The sequence below is a fragment of the Halomonas sp. G11 genome, from assembly GCF_001663515.1.
GTDB lineage: Bacteria > Pseudomonadota > Gammaproteobacteria > Pseudomonadales > Halomonadaceae > Vreelandella.
The window spans coordinates 85,478-100,597 of the sequence record NZ_LYXG01000040.1 but is presented as its reverse complement, the minus strand read 5'-3'; the positions used below and the strand labels follow the sequence as shown (position 1 = coordinate 100,597).

Below are 15,120 nucleotides of genomic sequence, written 5' to 3'. Positions count from 1 at the left end.
GCCTCGCCTATTTAAAGGCTGGCAGCCTGTTCGCGTATCTTGGCGGAGATGAGGTCCAGCAATTCACGTTGACTACCCGACTTGCGTAGCTGCTGGCGCGTGTCGGCATCATTCATGATGGAGGCAACTTGGCCCAGCAGTGCCAGGTGCGTGTCGTCGGCTTCTTCTGGCACGAGCAGAACAAACACCAGGTCAACCGGGTCTCCGTCAATGGCGTCGAAGTCGACCGCTTCATTGAGTTTGAGAAAGCCGGCGATGGGCGAATCACAATGCGGACTTCGCGCATGGGGAATCGCCACGCCGTTACCAATCCCCGTACTGCCGAGGCGTTCACGGCCAATCAGACGGCTGAACACCTCCTGGCTGTCGAGGCTGGGAATGTTTTGGGCGATAAAGGTGCTGAAAAACTCCAGCACCCGTTTTTTGCTGCCCCCGGGCACATCGTAGAGAACGCGTTCCGGGGGGAGGATTGTGGCCAACGTCATTGAATTAACGCACACCTGCGCCCTGGGCGCGGGCTTGTGCTTTTTCCTTATGCTTAACGAGTTGTCGATCGATCTTGTCCGCCAGGGCGTCAATGGCGGCGTACATATCGTTATCAAGGGCCTCGGCATGCAAGTCAGCGCCTGCAGCGTGCAGCGTACAGGCGGCCTGTTGACGCTCTTTTTCGACCGAGAGCGTTACCTGTACGGTGGTGATGTTGTCGTAATGGCGCTCAACGCGTTCCAACTTTTCGTTGACATAGTCACGCAAGGCGTCAGTCAGTTCTACATGATGACCGGTGATATTGACTTGCATTGACGTACTCCTTATCCGTCGGACTGTTCTTCGATTGTAACCCTTTTTGGCGTTAAGCAAAGCCCTTGTAGTGAGTTTCCATTTGCCTAACGTAAGCGGCGGCGTTCGCTGGACGAAGGAATGCCCATGCCTTCGCGATATTTGGCGACCGTGCGTCGGGCCACGTGGATACCGGCTTCCTCCAGCAGGGTGACCAGACGGCTATCCGACAAGGGTTTGCCGGGGGGTTCTTCCTGGATCAGTTTTTTGAGGCGTGCGCGAATGGCCGTACTGGAGTGGCTGTCGCCGTCCTGGCTACTGATCTGGCTGGAAAAGAAGTATTTAAGTTCGAAAATGCCCCGCGGTGTATGGATGAACTTCTGGGTGGTGACACGAGAAATGGTCGATTCGTGCATCTCCACCGCATCGGCAATATCGGCCAGGATAAGCGGTTTCATGGCTTCTTCGCCGTGTTCGAGAAAGCCGATCTGGCGGGTAATGATTTCCCGCCCAACGCGTAGCAGGGTGTCGTTGCGGCTGGAGAGGCTTTTGATCAGCCAGCGGGCTTCCTGCAAGTGATCCTTGAGAAATTGGTTATCCTGGCTTTTGTCGGCGCGCTTGATCAGGCTGGCGTAGTCGGGTTGAATCCTGAGTTTGGGCAAGGCCTCGGGGTTGAGTTCGAGGTGCCAGCCTTCGTTATCGTGGTGAACCACCAGGTCGGGAATCACGTAACTATCGTCAGTGGCGCTGTAAACGCTGCCGGGGCGCGGGTCCAGGCTTCTGATCAGTTGGATGACGTCATCGAGCTGTGCATCGTCCAGACCGAGTCGCCGCTTGAGGAGGCGCTGATCGTTCTTGCCCAGGGCTTCCAGGAACTGGCGGACCAGCCGCCGGGCAGGCATCAGCAGCGGGGTGTCGTCGGGCAGGGCGGCGAGCTGAAGCATCAGGCATTCGCGAAGATCGCGGGCGAAGATGCCGGTGGGCTCGAACTGTTGCAGCCGCAGCAGAATGGTTTCGACCTCGCGCTGGCTGAGGCCTTCCACGCCCTGATCTCGCAGTCCTTCACGGATGTCGTTAAGGGGTTGGGTGAGATAGCCGTTAGCATCCAGCGCATCAATCAGGCTTTCGGCTACTAACTGTTCGCGTTGGCTCAAATCGGTCATGGCGAGTTGCCAGAGGAGATGGCCATGAAGGCTTTGCCCGGCTGCCTGGCGCTCGAAGTCAGGCCCGTCGCTGCTTGTGCTGCCGCTGCCAGCCGTATCCTGATAGGTATCTGACCAGTCGCTGTCGACGGACAGCTCCTTGGGAATGCTATCTGCCCACTCGCTTTCTTCCGGCTCGCTGGCGGCTTGTTCGCTTTCGCTGAACTCGTCTTCCTGCTCGAGCATGGGGTTGGCATCGAGCGCTTGCTGAATTTCCTGGCGTAAATCGAGCGTTGATAGCTGTAGCAGGGCAATCGCCTGCTGCAGCTGAGGTGTCATGGTGAGCTGGGTGCCGATCCGCAGTTGAAGAGAAGCTTTCATGACCATCTGAGAACCACTCGTTTATCGGAAAGCATCCACCCTAGTGCGAGTTGTGATCGGGTGCAAGTGCAATAAGTATGCCATTGGCAATAAATATGCCATTAAGGGCTTTAGAGACGAAAATCAGCACCTAGGTAAACGTCACGTACCTCCTGATTGTCAAGAATAGCGTCCGGCGAACCGCTGGCGATGATATGCCCGTCGCCAACGATGTAGGCCACGTCGCAGATATCCAGTGTTTCACGCACATTGTGGTCGGTAATCAAGACGCCAATGTCGCGGTCTTTCAAGGCGCGGATGATCGACTTGATGTCGCCCACGGAGATGGGGTCTACACCCGCGAAAGGTTCATCAAGCAGAATGAACGCAGGTTCGGTGGCGAGGGACCTTGCGATCTCGACGCGCCGCCGTTCGCCCCCGGAAAGGCTCATGCCCATATTGTCGCGGATATGGGTGATATGAAACTCTTCCAGGAGTGTTTCCAGGCGTGCTTCGCGTCCGGCGCGGTCCAGGTCGTTACGGGTTTGCAAAATGGCCATGATGTTGTCGGCGACGGAAAGCTTGCGGAAGATCGACGCCTCCTGGGGCAAATAGCCAATGCCTGCCTTGGCGCGCTCGTGCATGGGCGCTCGGGAAAGGTCGAGGTGATCAATCCCAACGCTGCCTGCATCTGCCTTGACCAGGCCGACAATCATGTAGAATGACGTGGTCTTGCCAGCGCCATTGGGGCCGAGCAGGCCGACGATGCTGCCCTGTGAGATATCCAGGTTGATGTCTTTCACCACGCGCCGGCGTTTGTAGCTTTTTGCCAAGTGACGGGCGTATAGCGTTCGTGTTGCGCTGTTGTCGGCAACGGCCATCTGGCTCTCCTTAACCTTCGGGTTGCAGCGTCATGCGAATGCGCTGCGACTCTTGATTGTCGACATCGGAACGCGCCTTGACGACCTCTTGGTCGATGAAATATTCCAGGCGTCCCCCGGTAAAGCGGTCGCCTTGCTGGATGATTTCCGCCTGATCAATCAACTCGACCCGGCGCTCGGCGACATGGTAGATCACCCGCCGACCCCAGCCTTCCATCGGGCCATCCTGATCCTCGGGCTGGCGCCGCAGATAGGCCCGTTCGCCCAGCGCTGTGGCCCGGGAGAGCTCGCCTTCCTCGTTACGCTGGATTTCCACTTCGTCGCCTCTTATCAGCATGTTGCCTTGGCGAATTTCGACGTCGCCGGTGTAGACCGCTGTACCGGCGCGCTGATCCAGGTCGAGCTGGTCGGCGACGACTTCAACCGGCTGCTGGTGGTTATCCGCCGTCGCATAAAAAGGCACTAGGCAGGCAGCCGCCATCGCCGTGTAGATAAACGCTTTCATGTTTCATTCCTGTCCGGGTTGCGTCTCCGGAGGGTGGTGGCCTTGAACGTCACCTTCAAGCCGCACTTCCTCCTCGTTGAGCCATGCATCCATACGCCGTGCTGTCATGCGCTGGGGTGGTTGCTGGAGCAGCACATGAGTGTCACTCCACGCATGGGCGGTTTTCCCCTCATAGTGCAGAACGTCCGTGTCAAGCTGCCAGCCTTCTTCAGGGGCGATCAATCTTGCGTCGCCCGAAAGCGTCAGCTCCTGAGAACGGGTATTAAGCGTACCTATCTCTGACGTGGCGTTCCAGACGCGCCGCTCGCTGTCATAAAGCGTGGCATGCGGGGTCTCGGCGAGTGTCGAGGCGGATTGGGGAGTATGCACCAGGCGAGGCGTGGTTAATCCCTGCTGAATATTCCCCTGCTCATCAAACAGCGTCAGTTCGGCATCGTGAAGGACGTGGCCTGGCTCCTCGGCACGGGCGTCCGGGTCTGTCGGGACGGTTTGAAGGCCGCCCGGGTCCAGCCATACCAGCAAGCCGCCCAGAGCCAGCACGATAAGTGCCAGTCCCAGACGCGTAGGCCATGTCTTTAGCATAGTGCCTCAGCCGTGTAGATAAGTATCGACAACCGCGCCCCAGTGACCCTGAGCATCAAGCAACGTATCACATATTTCGCGGACAGCACCGTGCCCCCCCAGGCGTTCGGTGACCCAGTCAGCGTGGGTGTGCATGTAGTCAGGGGCGTTGGGTACCGTGATGCCGACGCCTGAGCGTTTGATGCTGGCCAGGTCGGGCAGGTCGTCACCACAATAGGCAACTTGAGACAAATCAAGCTCCAGGCGCTGGCAAAGGCCGCGAAGGGCGGCCAGTTTGTCCTCGCAGCCCTGATAAACGTGGGGAATGCCCAGTGCGGCGGCGCGCTGGCTGACCATGGGGGAGTCGCGGCCGGTGATCAAGGCGACCGAGATGCCTGCGCGTTTCAACAGCTTGAGCCCATGGCCGTCCTGGGTATGAAATGCTTTGATTTCGACACCGTCGGCTTGAAAGTAAAGCCGACCGTCGGTGAGAACACCATCGACATCAAGGGCAAATAAGCGAATGCGACGTAGTCGGTCGAGTAGGTCAGCAGAAAGGGACATTGGGTCTCCGGTCGATTGAAGTTAAATAACGCCGCTGGCAAGCAGGTCATGCATATGCAGCGCGCCTATCGGGCGCTGGTGTTCGTCCACCACTGCCAGCGCGGTAATGCGATTGTCTTCCATGATGCGAACGGCTTCCGCCGCGAGAAGGTCGGGAGATATGCGTTTGCCAGGTCGGGTCATGACGTCATCTACCCGTACATCTCGCAGGTCGTGGAAATTATCCAGGGTGCGGCGCAGGTCGCCATCCGTGTATACGCCGACCAGCAGTCCGTCTGGGTCCACCACGCAGGTGAACCCCAGTCCCTGCCGGGTGATCTCCAGTAACGCATCGCGTAGGGGGCTGCCCAGGGCAACCTGGGGAAGGCGATCGCCTTGGTGCATCAAATCGCGAACGCGTAGCAGCAGGCGTCGGCCCAGGCTGCCGCCGGGATGCGACAGGGCAAAATCCTCGGCGGTAAAGCCGCGTGCTTCAAGCAGGGCAACCGCGAGCGCATCGCCCAGGGCTAATGCCGCTGTCGTGGAGCTTGTCGGCGCTAGATCCAGCGGGCAGGCCTCCCGGTCGACACTGCTGTTAAGGTGTGCATCCGCATGCTGGGCAAGCGTAGAGGTCGGGCGTCCTGTCATGCTGATCAGCGGTGTACCCAGGCGCTTCAGCAGCGGCAGCAGGGCCGTCACCTCAGCGGTTTCCCCTGAGTTCGAGAGCGCGACCACGACATCGTTGCGGGTAATCATGCCCAGATCACCATGACTGGCTTCGCCAGGGTGAACAAAAAACGCTGGCGAGCCGGTGCTGGCCAGTGTCGCCGCGATCTTACCGGCAATATGGCCTGACTTGCCCATGCCGGTAACCACCACGCGTCCCTGGCAGGCCAGAATCAGCTCGCAGGCATGGTCGAAATGCGCATCCAGTTTGCTGGCCAAGCCTGCGATGGCGGCTTGCTCAATGTCTAGCGTACGCAATGCGCTTTGGCGAAAGGGGGTGGTTTCAGTTGTTGCTGGCATGGGCAATCGGTGGCTCGTTAAAAATGACAATCTGGCGTAAGAGTAACATTGACCGAGTGGACTTTGCCCCATCGTTTTGTCGTGAGAACAAGCAATGCTCGCTTGTCGTCGTCAGGTAGGGTTAGAATACGTTGTTCGATAATGGTTTTTTAAACGTGGTTTTTTAAATACAGTATTTAAAATACGAGTTTTTAATCACTGTTTACTTATTGCTTGCTGCGTGAAACGAGCGAATCTGCAAGTAACCGCGAGAGTTGATGGTTCCATGAGCGATGTGCCTTTTATTGAAGTCGATAACCTGTATTTTTCGCGGGGCGATACCGAGATTTTCCGCGGGGTGAACATGACCATCCCGCGCGGTAAAGTGACGGCGATCATGGGGCCCAGCGGTACAGGCAAAACGACCCTGTTAAAGCTTATCGGTGGGCAACTGACCCCCGATAAGGGCCGCGTACTGATCGACGGGGACGAGGTGCATCGGCTTTCGCGCAAGGCACTATTTGCGCTACGCAAACGCATGGGCATGCTGTTTCAAAGCGGGGCGCTGTTTTCTGACCTGGATGTGTATGAAAACGTGGCATTCCCGTTGCGGGTTCACACGGACCTGCCCGATGCCATGATACGTGACCTGGTGTTGCTCAAGCTTCAGGCAGTGGGGCTGCGCGGCGCGCGGCACCTTACGCCAGCCGAGCTCTCCGGGGGGATGGCCCGGCGCGTTGCGCTGGCGCGGGCCGTGGCGCTGGATCCAGAGCTGATCCTCTATGACGAGCCGTTTGTGGGGCAGGACCCCATTTCCATGGGCGTGCTCGTCCAACTGATCAAACGGCTGAATCAGGCGCTAAACCTGACCTCTGTGGTGGTGTCCCACGATATCAAGGAGACCCTGACGATTGCCGATTATCTTTACTTTATTTCCGAGGGGCATGTGGTCGCCCATGGAACGCCAGCAGATCTCGACGTCAACCAGGACGCGCGGGTGAAGCAGTTTATCCATGGTGAGCCTGATGGCCCGGTACCTTTCCATTATCCAGCCGCTCAGTTTTACCCGGATATGCTGGGCGATACGGCGACCCGAGGAGGAGCCTGATGTCGATGAAGGGAGGGCAGGTTGCCACGCGGATTACCCGGTTAGGGCGGCGCAGCTGTGATGTGGTGGAAGCGCTGGGCCGTGCCGGGGTGTTTCTTGCCCAGTCTGCGGTGGGGATCCCATCAGCCGAAGGTTTTCGCCTTTGGGTTCGCCAGCTGCATTTTGTCGGTGTCTTGTCGCTGGCCATTGTGCTGGTATCCGGTCTGTTCATCGGTATGGTACTGGCGCTTCAGGGCTACACGATCCTGATTGATTTTGGTGCCGAGGACGCCCTGGGGCAGATGGTGGCGCTGTCGCTGTTGCGTGAACTGGCACCGGTGGTTGCTGCGTTGTTATTTGCCGGCCGGGCTGGTTCGGCGCTGACCGCCGAAATCGGTTTGATGAAAGCCACCGAGCAGCTAACCAGCATGGAAATGATTGGCGTGGATCCGCTGAGAAGGGTGGTGGCGCCGCGCTTTTGGGCGGGAGTCGTTGCGCTGCCGATTCTCACCGTGGGGTTCAGCGTTGTCGGGATCTGGGGCGGCTATCTGGTTGGCGTCGAGTGGCTGGGTGTCTTCGAAGGCTCTTACTGGAGCAACATGCAGGCGAGCGTTGGGTTCATCAACGATATCGGCAATGGCATGATCAAAAGTATCGTGTTTGCGGTGGTAGTCACCTGGATTGCCGTGTTCCAGGGGTACGACCTGATGCCGACCTCAGAAGGGATTTCCCGGGCTACTACGCGCACGGTCGTCTACTCGTCGCTTGCGGTGCTGGGGCTTGATTTCATATTAACCGCCGTTATGTTCGGCGGCCTCTGAATAGCGGGAGCAGTTTCATGAAGCGAAGTAGAGCCATGGAGTTTGGTGTCGGCCTGTTTATCTTGGTCGGGGTGCTGGGAATGGTGTTTCTGGGCCTGCGCGTCAGCGGCCTGAGCTTTTCAGGCCCATCGAACACCTTCCAGCTGGACGCGCATTTTTCCAATATCGGCGGGCTCAAGCCTCGCGCCCGCGTCTCCATGTCGGGCGTGACCGTGGGGCACGTCGAGTCCATCGAGCTTGATACCGAGTGGTACGATGCGCGGGTGACGCTGAGTCTTGACAGTGAGTTGGAAGGGCAGATTTCCCGCGACTCCACCGCCGCCATCCTGACGTCGGGGCTGCTGGGCGAGCAGTACGTTGGCTTGAGTATGGGGGGGGACCCCGAAATGCTGGAACCCGGTGATACTATTCGTGATACTCAATCCGCGCTTGTGCTTGAAGAACTTATTCAGCAATTCATATCCAATATGGCAAGTAACTAACCGTGGTGATGGCGTACGGCTTGCCGCGTTTCGTGCCCGTTGCTCAGGACCAGCGAAATAGCGGGGACGTGTTCGCTGTCGATGAAAGGAGAAAATGATGTTGGTAAAAAAATGGTCATTAATGGCAGGGGTTACCCTGATCGCCGCGTTACTTGCCGCCTTGATGCCGTTGTCGGCTAGCGCACAGCCGCAACCGCCCGAGGCGATGATCCGCGATAACATCAATGATTTCATGGAAGAGCTCGAAGGTCGGGAAGCGTATTACGAAGACAATATTGATGAGCTGAAACAGCAAGTCGATGAAAGCCTTGAAGAAGTGGCGGACTTTCGCTACATCGGGGCCAGCGTCATGGGCAGCTATTTCCGTAACGCGTCACCGGAACAGCGCAGCCGTTTCGTCGATGTCTTCCGTCAGACGCTTATCGATACCTATACGCAGGGTCTGGTGACCTTCGATTACGATGAGATTCGCGTGCTGGATGACCAGCGTCCTCAGCGCGAAGAGGACCGCGCCAGCGTGGCCATGGAAGTTGTCGGTACCAACGGTGATGTTTACCCGGTCAATTACAGCCTGCGTTTATCCGACGGTGAGTGGCGCGTGGTTAACGTCATCGTCAACGGTATCAACCTGGGGCTGACGTTCCGCAACCAGTTCGATCAGGCCATGCGCGACAACAACCGCGACTATGATGCGGTGATCGACGGCTGGTCGCCAGGCGTCGGCGTCGACGAGCTGGAAGAAGGGGGCAATGAGTGACGGTGATCTATACTGATCGCGATGTATCGCTCCATCATCAGGCCGAGGGCTTGAGCGTCAAGGGTGATGTGGATGTGACTTCGGCGGCGGCACTTGCCGCCGAGGGCTCACGCTGGCTTGCCGAGCACCACCCCGCGACGGTAACGCTCGATTTCAGCGAGGTGGCCACACCGCGTAATGTGGCCCTGAGCGTTTTACTCCAGTGGCTGCGCACCTGCCATCAGTATCGTATCAGGGTGACGTCCATCGTCCTGTCAGCGCCGCTCCAGCGGCTTGCCGAACTTGCCGAGTTGGACGCGCTGATCCAGGCGCCTGACGAACAGCCTGTCGACTGATCCTTGGGCGTCGCCAAAGCGGCGGCTTTTCTTTATGATGTCACCCTCTTGATGTCCATCCAGCCCTTTACCAATGTCCTTTAAGGAGTCTCTGACCTATGCAACCCCAAGAGGTGAAAGCCCTGCTCGAATCGCGTGTCGATGGATGTGAGTTCCATATCCAGGGAGAAGGCTGTAATTTTCAGGTGATTGCAGTGGGCGATGCCTTTGAAGGATTGTCGCCCGTGAAGCGCCAGCAACTGGTGTACTCCGCCTTGAGCGACGAGATCGCTTCGGGGGCCCTGCACGCGATCAGCATCAAAACCTATACCCCGGCACAGTGGCAAACCGCCGCTGAAAACGCGCAGTAACGGTTATTTCATGGATAAACTCATTATTACCGGTAACGGGTCGGTCGACGGCGAAGTCTGGGTCAGCGGTGCCAAAAACGCGGCATTGCCCATCCTCTGCGCTAGCCTGTTATCCAAAGGCCCCGTGGTGATCGGTAATTTGCCACACCTGCAGGACATCACCACCACGTTGGAGCTGCTTGGCCGTATGGGCGTCGAGCCGGTAATGGGGGATAACCTCACCATCCAACTGGACGGCTCTCAGGTCACTCATTGCCATGCGCCCTATGAACTGGTCAAGAAAATGCGCGCCTCCATTCTGGTGCTGGGTCCTCTGTTGGCACATTTCGGCCAGGCTGATGTGTCCTTGCCCGGCGGTTGCGCGATCGGTTCGCGCCCGGTGGACCTGCACATTCGCGGGCTCGAAGCCATGGGCGCCGAGATTCGCGTCGAAGCGGGTTATATTCGTGCCCGCGTGGATGGTCGCCTGAAAGGGGCGACGATTTATTTTGACACCGTGACGGTTACCGGTACCGAGAACCTGTTGATGGCCGCTACGCTTGCGGAAGGCGTCACTGTGCTCGAGAACGCCGCCCGGGAGCCCGAGGTGGTGGATCTGGCCGAGTGCCTGATCAAGATGGGCGCACGGATCAGCGGTCACGGCACTGATACCATTACGATCGAAGGAGTGGAAACACTCAGCGGCTGCCATCACGATGTCATGCCCGACCGCATCGAGACCGGTACCTTTCTGGTGGCGGCGGCCATGACCGGCGGTCGCGTGAAAGTCAAACGCACCCGGGCAGACATCCTTGAAGCCGTGCTTGCCAAGCTCGAAGAAGCGGGCGCCGAGATTTCTACCGGCGACAACTGGATTGCCCTGGACATGCACGGTAAACGCCCGCGTGCGGTCAATATCCGCACCGCGCCGTACCCTGCATTCCCCACCGATATGCAAGCCCAGTTCGTGGCCATGAATGCCGTGGCTGAAGGGTCGTCGAGAGTGGTTGAAACGATTTTTGAAAACCGTTTCATGCACGTTCAGGAACTGAACCGCATGGGCGCTGATATCGTTCTGGAGGGCAATGCCGCCTTGATTAACGGTGTTGACAAACTTTCGGGGGCGCCGGTGATGGCGACGGATCTGCGCGCGTCTGCTTCTTTGGTGATTGCCGCCATGATGGCGGAGGGCGAAACCCTGGTCGATCGCATTTATCATATCGACCGTGGCTATGAATGCATCGAGGAAAAACTGCAGCTGCTGGGTGCGCGTATCCGCCGTATCCCAGGCTGAGCCTGGCCTCCAACCATTGGCATCCAAAATGAGTAAGCAACTGATTTTAGCCCTCTCGAAGGGCCGTATTCTGGAAGAGACGCTGCCGCTGCTAGCCGATGCGGGCATTACGCCTACTGAGGATTTAAATAAAAGCCGCAAGCTGCTGTTCGATACCAATCTGCCCGACGTCAAATTCGTTGTGATCAGAGCAACGGACGTGCCGACTTACGTTCAGCTTGGGGCGGCCGACCTGGGGGTCGCCGGTAAGGATGTTCTTTTGGAGCACGGTGCCGAAGGGCTTTATGAGCCGCTTGATCTCGATATTGCACGTTGCAAGCTGATGACCGCTGGCGTTACCGGTGAATCGCCGAAGCTGGCGCGTCGCCGGGTGGCAACGAAATTCGTCAATATCGCCCGACGCTACTACGCCGAGCAAGGTATCCAGGCCGAGGTGATCAAGCTTTATGGTGCCATGGAACTGGCGCCGTTGATGAACCTGGCCGACGAAATTGTCGACATCGTCGACACCGGCAATACCCTGCGCGCCAATGGCATGGAGCCGCGGGAGCTGATTGCGCCGATCAGCACCCGCCTGGTGGCCAACAAGGCGGCCATGACAATGAAGCACGCACGTATCAAGCCATTGCTGGCGCGCCTGGAACGTGCCATTGCCGACCGCAAGACGATATCGCCTGCCGACTAAGTGAGGTTGCTATGAACGAGAACGCTACAGCGACGATAGCACGACTCAATACTGCCGATGAGGCGTTTGCCGGACAACTGGATGCGTTGCTGGACTGGGAGGGCGTGTCGGATGGTGCCGTTCAGGCGCGCGTCAATGAGATTCTCACCAACGTCAAGCGTCATGGTGATTCAGCGGTCATCGAAGCCACCAATCGCTTTGATCGCGTCTCGGTCACCCATATGGATGAGCTTCGCCTGACGGCCGAGCAATTACGCCAGGCCTTTGAGTCGTTACCTGCTGAGCAGCGCGACGCCCTGGCGAGTGCTGCCGAGCGAATCCGGCGTTATCACGAGCGACAGAAACCGACCTCCTGGCAATATGAAGAACCCGATGGCACGGTGCTTGGCCAGCAGGTAACGGCCATCGACCGCGCGGGCATTTACGTGCCTGGTGGCAAGGCCGCCTATCCCTCATCGGTGCTGATGAATGCGATTCCTGCCCATGTGGCGGGGGTGCAAGAGATCATCATGGTGGTCCCCACTCCCGATGGCGTGCTCAACGATCTGGTGCTGGCGGCAGCGCACGTGGCCGGTGTTAACCAGGTGTTTACCATCGGCGGTGCCCAGGCCATTGGCGCCCTGGCCTATGGAACAGAAAGCGTCCCCAGGGTGGATAAGATCGTTGGACCGGGCAACATCTATGTGGCCACGGCCAAGCGGGCCGTGTTTGGTCAGGTGGGTATCGACATGATTGCCGGCCCCTCTGAAATCATGGTGGTGTCGGATGGATTGACCGATCCTGATTGGCTGGCGATGGACCTGTTTTCCCAGGCGGAGCACGATGAAGATGCTCAAGCTATCCTGGTGAGCTGGGATGCTCAGCATCTGGCGGATGTGGAAGCCGCGATAGAGCGTCTGCTTCCGACCCTGGAGCGGGCCGAGATCGTCCGTGAATCATTGCGCCGACGCGGCGCGCTGGTTCACTGCCGCGATGCCGAGGAAGCCGTCACGCTGATCAACCGGGTAGCCCCCGAGCACCTTGAACTTTCAGTGGCAACGCCCGATACCTGGCTGGCGGGCGTTCGTCATGCGGGAGCCATCTTCATGGGGCGTTATACCGCAGAGGCGCTGGGTGATTATTGCGCAGGGCCGAACCACGTGCTTCCCACTTCCGGCACCGCACGCTTCTCATCACCGCTGGGTGTGTACGATTTCCAAAAACGTTCGTCGCTGATTCACTGCTCAGCCGAGGGCGCGTCAGCGCTGGGTGAGGTTGCCTCTGTGCTGGCGCGGGGCGAATCGTTGACTGCCCACGCACGTTCTGCTGAGTATCGTATTAAACCGTCTTGACGGGATGACGAAGGCGGCCACTCAGCCCGTCAGGGCTGGCTTGAGTCGCCTTCATTATTGCCACTTCGGCGGGTTCCATCGGGTCTTGGAAGTGTCGAGGGAATGGGTCGCTCACCCACATTCAGCGTCATTTCCATGCGTTCGCCGTCGCGGACAATCGTCAGCGGCAGCTCGGTACCCGGCTTGATCGAGGCGATATCGCTCATGGTGGCGCGCGCATCCAGGATAGGCTGACCATCGACGGATAGCAGGACATCGCCTGGCAACAGGCCGGCCTTCTCCGCAGGCCCACCGTCCACGACCCCCGCAACGATCACCCCTTGAGGTGTACGCAGGCCGAAAGAGGCGGCAAGCTCTCGGGATAGCGCCTGCGCCTCGATGCCCAGCCAGCCACGGATGACCCGGCCCTGGGTCACCAGTTCGTCCAGAATGCTATGGGCAAGGTTGGCAGGAATGGCAAACCCGATACCCTGAGAGCCCCCCGAGCGCGAAAAGATGGCCGTATTAATGCCCACCAGTGCGCCTTCCGGGTTGACCAGCGCCCCTCCCGAATTCCCCGGATTAATGGCTGCATCGGTCTGGATGAAATCTTCGTAGGCGTTCAGGCCCAGATGGCTGCGCCCTGTGGCGCTGATAATCCCCATCGTCACCGTCTGGCCGACGCCAAAGGGGTTGCCGATAGCCAGCGCGACATCGCCTACCGCAACATCTGTTGAATTACTCAGCTCAATGACGGGCAGGTTTTCCAGATCAATCTTAAGCACCGCAAGGTCGCTTTCCGGGTCAGTGCCAATCACTTCGGCGAGCACTTCGCGTCCATCGCGCAGCGCTACCTGAATTTCGTCGGCACCGTTGATGACATGATGATTGGTAAGCACATAGCCTTCGTCACTGACGATGACGCCGGAGCCCAGGCTCGACAGCATGCGTTGATGGGTAGTGGCGTCATCGCCGTTAAAAAATTGCTGAAAGAAGGGGTCTGACATCAGCGGGTGCTCGTCGCGTTCGACGATGCGTGACGAGTAGATGTTGACCACAGCAGGCGCCGCCTGATTGACTGCATCGGCGTAGCTGGCCGGGCCCTGGTTGCGGTTCAGTGGCGTCGCTTGTCGGACCTCAGGTGCCGGTCGGTCCGGGTCGGCCTCCTGGTCTGCCGTGGTGACCAGAGAAGGTGGGTCCTCGGCCTGGGGGGGCGACGCCTGAAAGGGCAGCGGGAAGCGCTCAGGAAACGCAAACATGATGACAGCTGCCAACAAGAAGCCTGTGATGATGGGCCATAGGTAAGGCAGCACAAAGCGTTTCATTGAGGGGTCCTTTGGCGATCGTCGAGGAGTGGGTATTAGCGCTGACGCGTCGTCAGTCTTACACTAGGCAATATCAGGTACAGGGTAACATTTTATTGGCTTGTATCTCATGGATGCCAGCAGATACTTAGGAGCAACGGTGATTCAACGCGATATATTAGTAGCAGCCTGCGACCATCAGCTTCGCGCTTCACAGTTTAAGGACTTTACGATTAACGGCCTTCAGGTGGCAGGCCGTGATCGAGTGGCGCGTGTCATGACCGGGGTAACCGCTTGCCAGTCCCTGCTTGACGAAGCAGTAAACTGGCAGGCCGATATGCTGATTGTTCACCATGGCTATTTCTGGAAGAACGAACCGGTCGCCATTACGGGCATGAAACAAAGACGAATCAAAACCTTGCTGGATCACGGGATAAACCTGCTGGCCTATCATTTGCCCCTGGATGCGCACAGCGAGATGGGCAACAACGCTGAGCTGGCCAGGCAGCTTGGCTGGAAAGTCGAAGGTTGTCTGGATGGCGAGCTGGGTGAGGGGCTGCTTTGGTCTGGGCGCGTTGCCAAACCACTGAGCGCGACCGCGCTTGCCGAGCAAATAAGCCAGACCCTGCGGCGAGAGCCACTGCTGATTGAAGCGCCGGGTGTGGGGGATATAGAGCGTATCGCTTGGTGCACGGGGGGCGCGCAGGACATGATTAGCGCTGCTTGTGAAGGCGGGGCGCAGGCGTTTGTTTCCGGAGAAATTTCAGAGCGAACGACACATCTTGCCAGAGAAATGGGAATTCATTATCTGGCGGCAGGTCATCATGCTACCGAACGGTACGGCGTTCAGGCACTAGGGGAGTGGTTGGCTGATGAATACGGTGTGGCGCACCGTTTCGTCGATATTGATAATCCCGCTTGATCGCTTTCACCCTCGGCAAT

Annotated in this window: 19 protein-coding genes; 10 read left to right on the top strand and 9 right to left on the bottom strand. The window is 58.4% G+C overall.

Annotation, left to right across the window (positions count from 1 at the left end; genetic code table 11):
* Positions 1 to 11: 11 nt before the first annotated feature.
* The 8 genes from ADS46_RS14240 to ADS46_RS14205 form a co-directional block, all read right to left on the bottom strand.
* Positions 12 to 485 carry a PTS sugar transporter subunit IIA gene (locus ADS46_RS14240; RefSeq protein WP_066321137.1) on the bottom strand — a complete coding sequence of 158 codons (474 nt, stop codon included), beginning with the start codon at positions 483 to 485 and terminating at the stop codon, positions 12 to 14.
* A gap of 4 nt (positions 486 to 489) precedes the next feature.
* Positions 490 to 798, bottom strand: a complete 309-nt coding sequence (gene hpf, locus ADS46_RS14235) for a ribosome hibernation-promoting factor, HPF/YfiA family (RefSeq protein ID WP_027335376.1) — start codon at positions 796 to 798, stop codon at positions 490 to 492.
* 86 nt (positions 799 to 884) lie between these two features.
* Positions 885 to 2,306 carry an RNA polymerase factor sigma-54 gene (locus ADS46_RS14230; protein WP_066321136.1) on the bottom strand — a complete coding sequence of 474 codons (1,422 nt, stop codon included), beginning with the start codon at positions 2,304 to 2,306 and terminating at the stop codon, positions 885 to 887.
* Between the two features lie 104 nt (positions 2,307 to 2,410).
* Positions 2,411 to 3,160 carry an LPS export ABC transporter ATP-binding protein gene (gene lptB / locus ADS46_RS14225; protein ID WP_066321134.1) on the bottom strand — a complete coding sequence of 250 codons (750 nt, stop codon included), beginning with the start codon at positions 3,158 to 3,160 and terminating at the stop codon, positions 2,411 to 2,413.
* 10 nt (positions 3,161 to 3,170) lie between these two features.
* A complete protein-coding gene (lptA, locus tag ADS46_RS14220; RefSeq protein ID WP_066321132.1) occupies positions 3,171 to 3,665 on the bottom strand; it encodes a lipopolysaccharide transport periplasmic protein LptA in 495 nt (164 codons plus the stop codon).
* Between the two features lie 3 nt (positions 3,666 to 3,668).
* Positions 3,669 to 4,247 carry an LPS export ABC transporter periplasmic protein LptC gene (gene lptC, locus ADS46_RS14215; RefSeq protein WP_066321131.1) on the bottom strand — a complete coding sequence of 193 codons (579 nt, stop codon included), beginning with the start codon at positions 4,245 to 4,247 and terminating at the stop codon, positions 3,669 to 3,671.
* Positions 4,248 to 4,253: 6 nt separating this feature from the next.
* The gene (locus ADS46_RS14210) at positions 4,254 to 4,790 is read right to left on the bottom strand and encodes a KdsC family phosphatase (RefSeq protein WP_066321130.1); all 537 of its coding nucleotides are present in this window, start codon (positions 4,788 to 4,790) and stop codon (positions 4,254 to 4,256) included.
* 21 nt (positions 4,791 to 4,811) lie between these two features.
* A complete protein-coding gene (locus tag ADS46_RS14205; RefSeq protein ID WP_066321128.1) occupies positions 4,812 to 5,795 on the bottom strand; it encodes a KpsF/GutQ family sugar-phosphate isomerase in 984 nt (327 codons plus the stop codon).
* 265 nt (positions 5,796 to 6,060) lie between these two features.
* Between ADS46_RS14205 and ADS46_RS14200 the strand changes: the two genes are divergently transcribed.
* The 9 genes from ADS46_RS14200 to hisD all read left to right on the top strand — a co-directional run bounded on the left by ADS46_RS14200 (position 6,061) and on the right by hisD (position 12,895).
* Positions 6,061 to 6,882 (top strand): ABC transporter ATP-binding protein, encoded by an 822-nt coding sequence (locus ADS46_RS14200; RefSeq protein WP_066321127.1) that lies wholly within the window; start codon positions 6,061 to 6,063, stop codon positions 6,880 to 6,882.
* Positions 6,882 to 7,682, top strand: a complete 801-nt coding sequence (gene mlaE, locus ADS46_RS14195) for a lipid asymmetry maintenance ABC transporter permease subunit MlaE (RefSeq protein ID WP_156524524.1) — start codon at positions 6,882 to 6,884, stop codon at positions 7,680 to 7,682. Before ADS46_RS14200 ends, mlaE begins: the two co-directional genes overlap by 1 nt.
* 17 nt (positions 7,683 to 7,699) lie before the next feature.
* Positions 7,700 to 8,164 carry an outer membrane lipid asymmetry maintenance protein MlaD gene (mlaD, locus tag ADS46_RS14190; protein ID WP_066321123.1) on the top strand — a complete coding sequence of 155 codons (465 nt, stop codon included), beginning with the start codon at positions 7,700 to 7,702 and terminating at the stop codon, positions 8,162 to 8,164.
* 121 nt (positions 8,165 to 8,285) lie between these two features.
* On the top strand, positions 8,286 to 8,921 hold the full coding sequence (locus ADS46_RS14185; RefSeq protein WP_066321235.1) for an MlaC/ttg2D family ABC transporter substrate-binding protein: 636 nt from the start codon (positions 8,286 to 8,288) through the stop codon (positions 8,919 to 8,921).
* 2 nt (positions 8,922 to 8,923) lie between these two features.
* Positions 8,924 to 9,256 carry an STAS domain-containing protein gene (locus tag ADS46_RS14180; protein ID WP_234346840.1) on the top strand — a complete coding sequence of 111 codons (333 nt, stop codon included), beginning with the start codon at positions 8,924 to 8,926 and terminating at the stop codon, positions 9,254 to 9,256.
* A gap of 98 nt (positions 9,257 to 9,354) precedes the next feature.
* Positions 9,355 to 9,606: a BolA family protein gene (locus ADS46_RS14175; protein ID WP_066321120.1), complete on the top strand. Its 252-nt coding sequence runs from the start codon at positions 9,355 to 9,357 to the stop codon at positions 9,604 to 9,606.
* Between the two features lie 10 nt (positions 9,607 to 9,616).
* Entirely contained in the window at positions 9,617 to 10,879 is a 1,263-nt protein-coding gene (gene murA / locus ADS46_RS14170) for a UDP-N-acetylglucosamine 1-carboxyvinyltransferase (protein WP_066321119.1), read from the top strand.
* Positions 10,880 to 10,907: 28 nt separating this feature from the next.
* Positions 10,908 to 11,564, top strand: coding sequence for an ATP phosphoribosyltransferase (hisG, locus tag ADS46_RS14165; protein ID WP_066321117.1), 657 nt, complete (start codon positions 10,908 to 10,910; stop codon positions 11,562 to 11,564).
* Between the two features lie 11 nt (positions 11,565 to 11,575).
* Entirely contained in the window at positions 11,576 to 12,895 is a 1,320-nt protein-coding gene (hisD, locus tag ADS46_RS14160; protein WP_066321116.1) for a histidinol dehydrogenase, read from the top strand.
* 29 nt (positions 12,896 to 12,924) lie between these two features.
* Here the strand turns inward: hisD and ADS46_RS14155 are convergent, their stop codons facing one another.
* Positions 12,925 to 14,199, bottom strand: a complete 1,275-nt coding sequence (locus tag ADS46_RS14155) for a Do family serine endopeptidase (protein ID WP_066321114.1) — start codon at positions 14,197 to 14,199, stop codon at positions 12,925 to 12,927.
* Positions 14,200 to 14,338: 139 nt separating this feature from the next.
* On the opposite strand from ADS46_RS14155, the gene ADS46_RS14150 reads away from it, so the two are divergent.
* Positions 14,339 to 15,100: a Nif3-like dinuclear metal center hexameric protein gene (locus ADS46_RS14150; RefSeq protein ID WP_066321112.1), complete on the top strand. Its 762-nt coding sequence runs from the start codon at positions 14,339 to 14,341 to the stop codon at positions 15,098 to 15,100.
* Positions 15,101 to 15,120 lie beyond the last annotated feature (20 nt).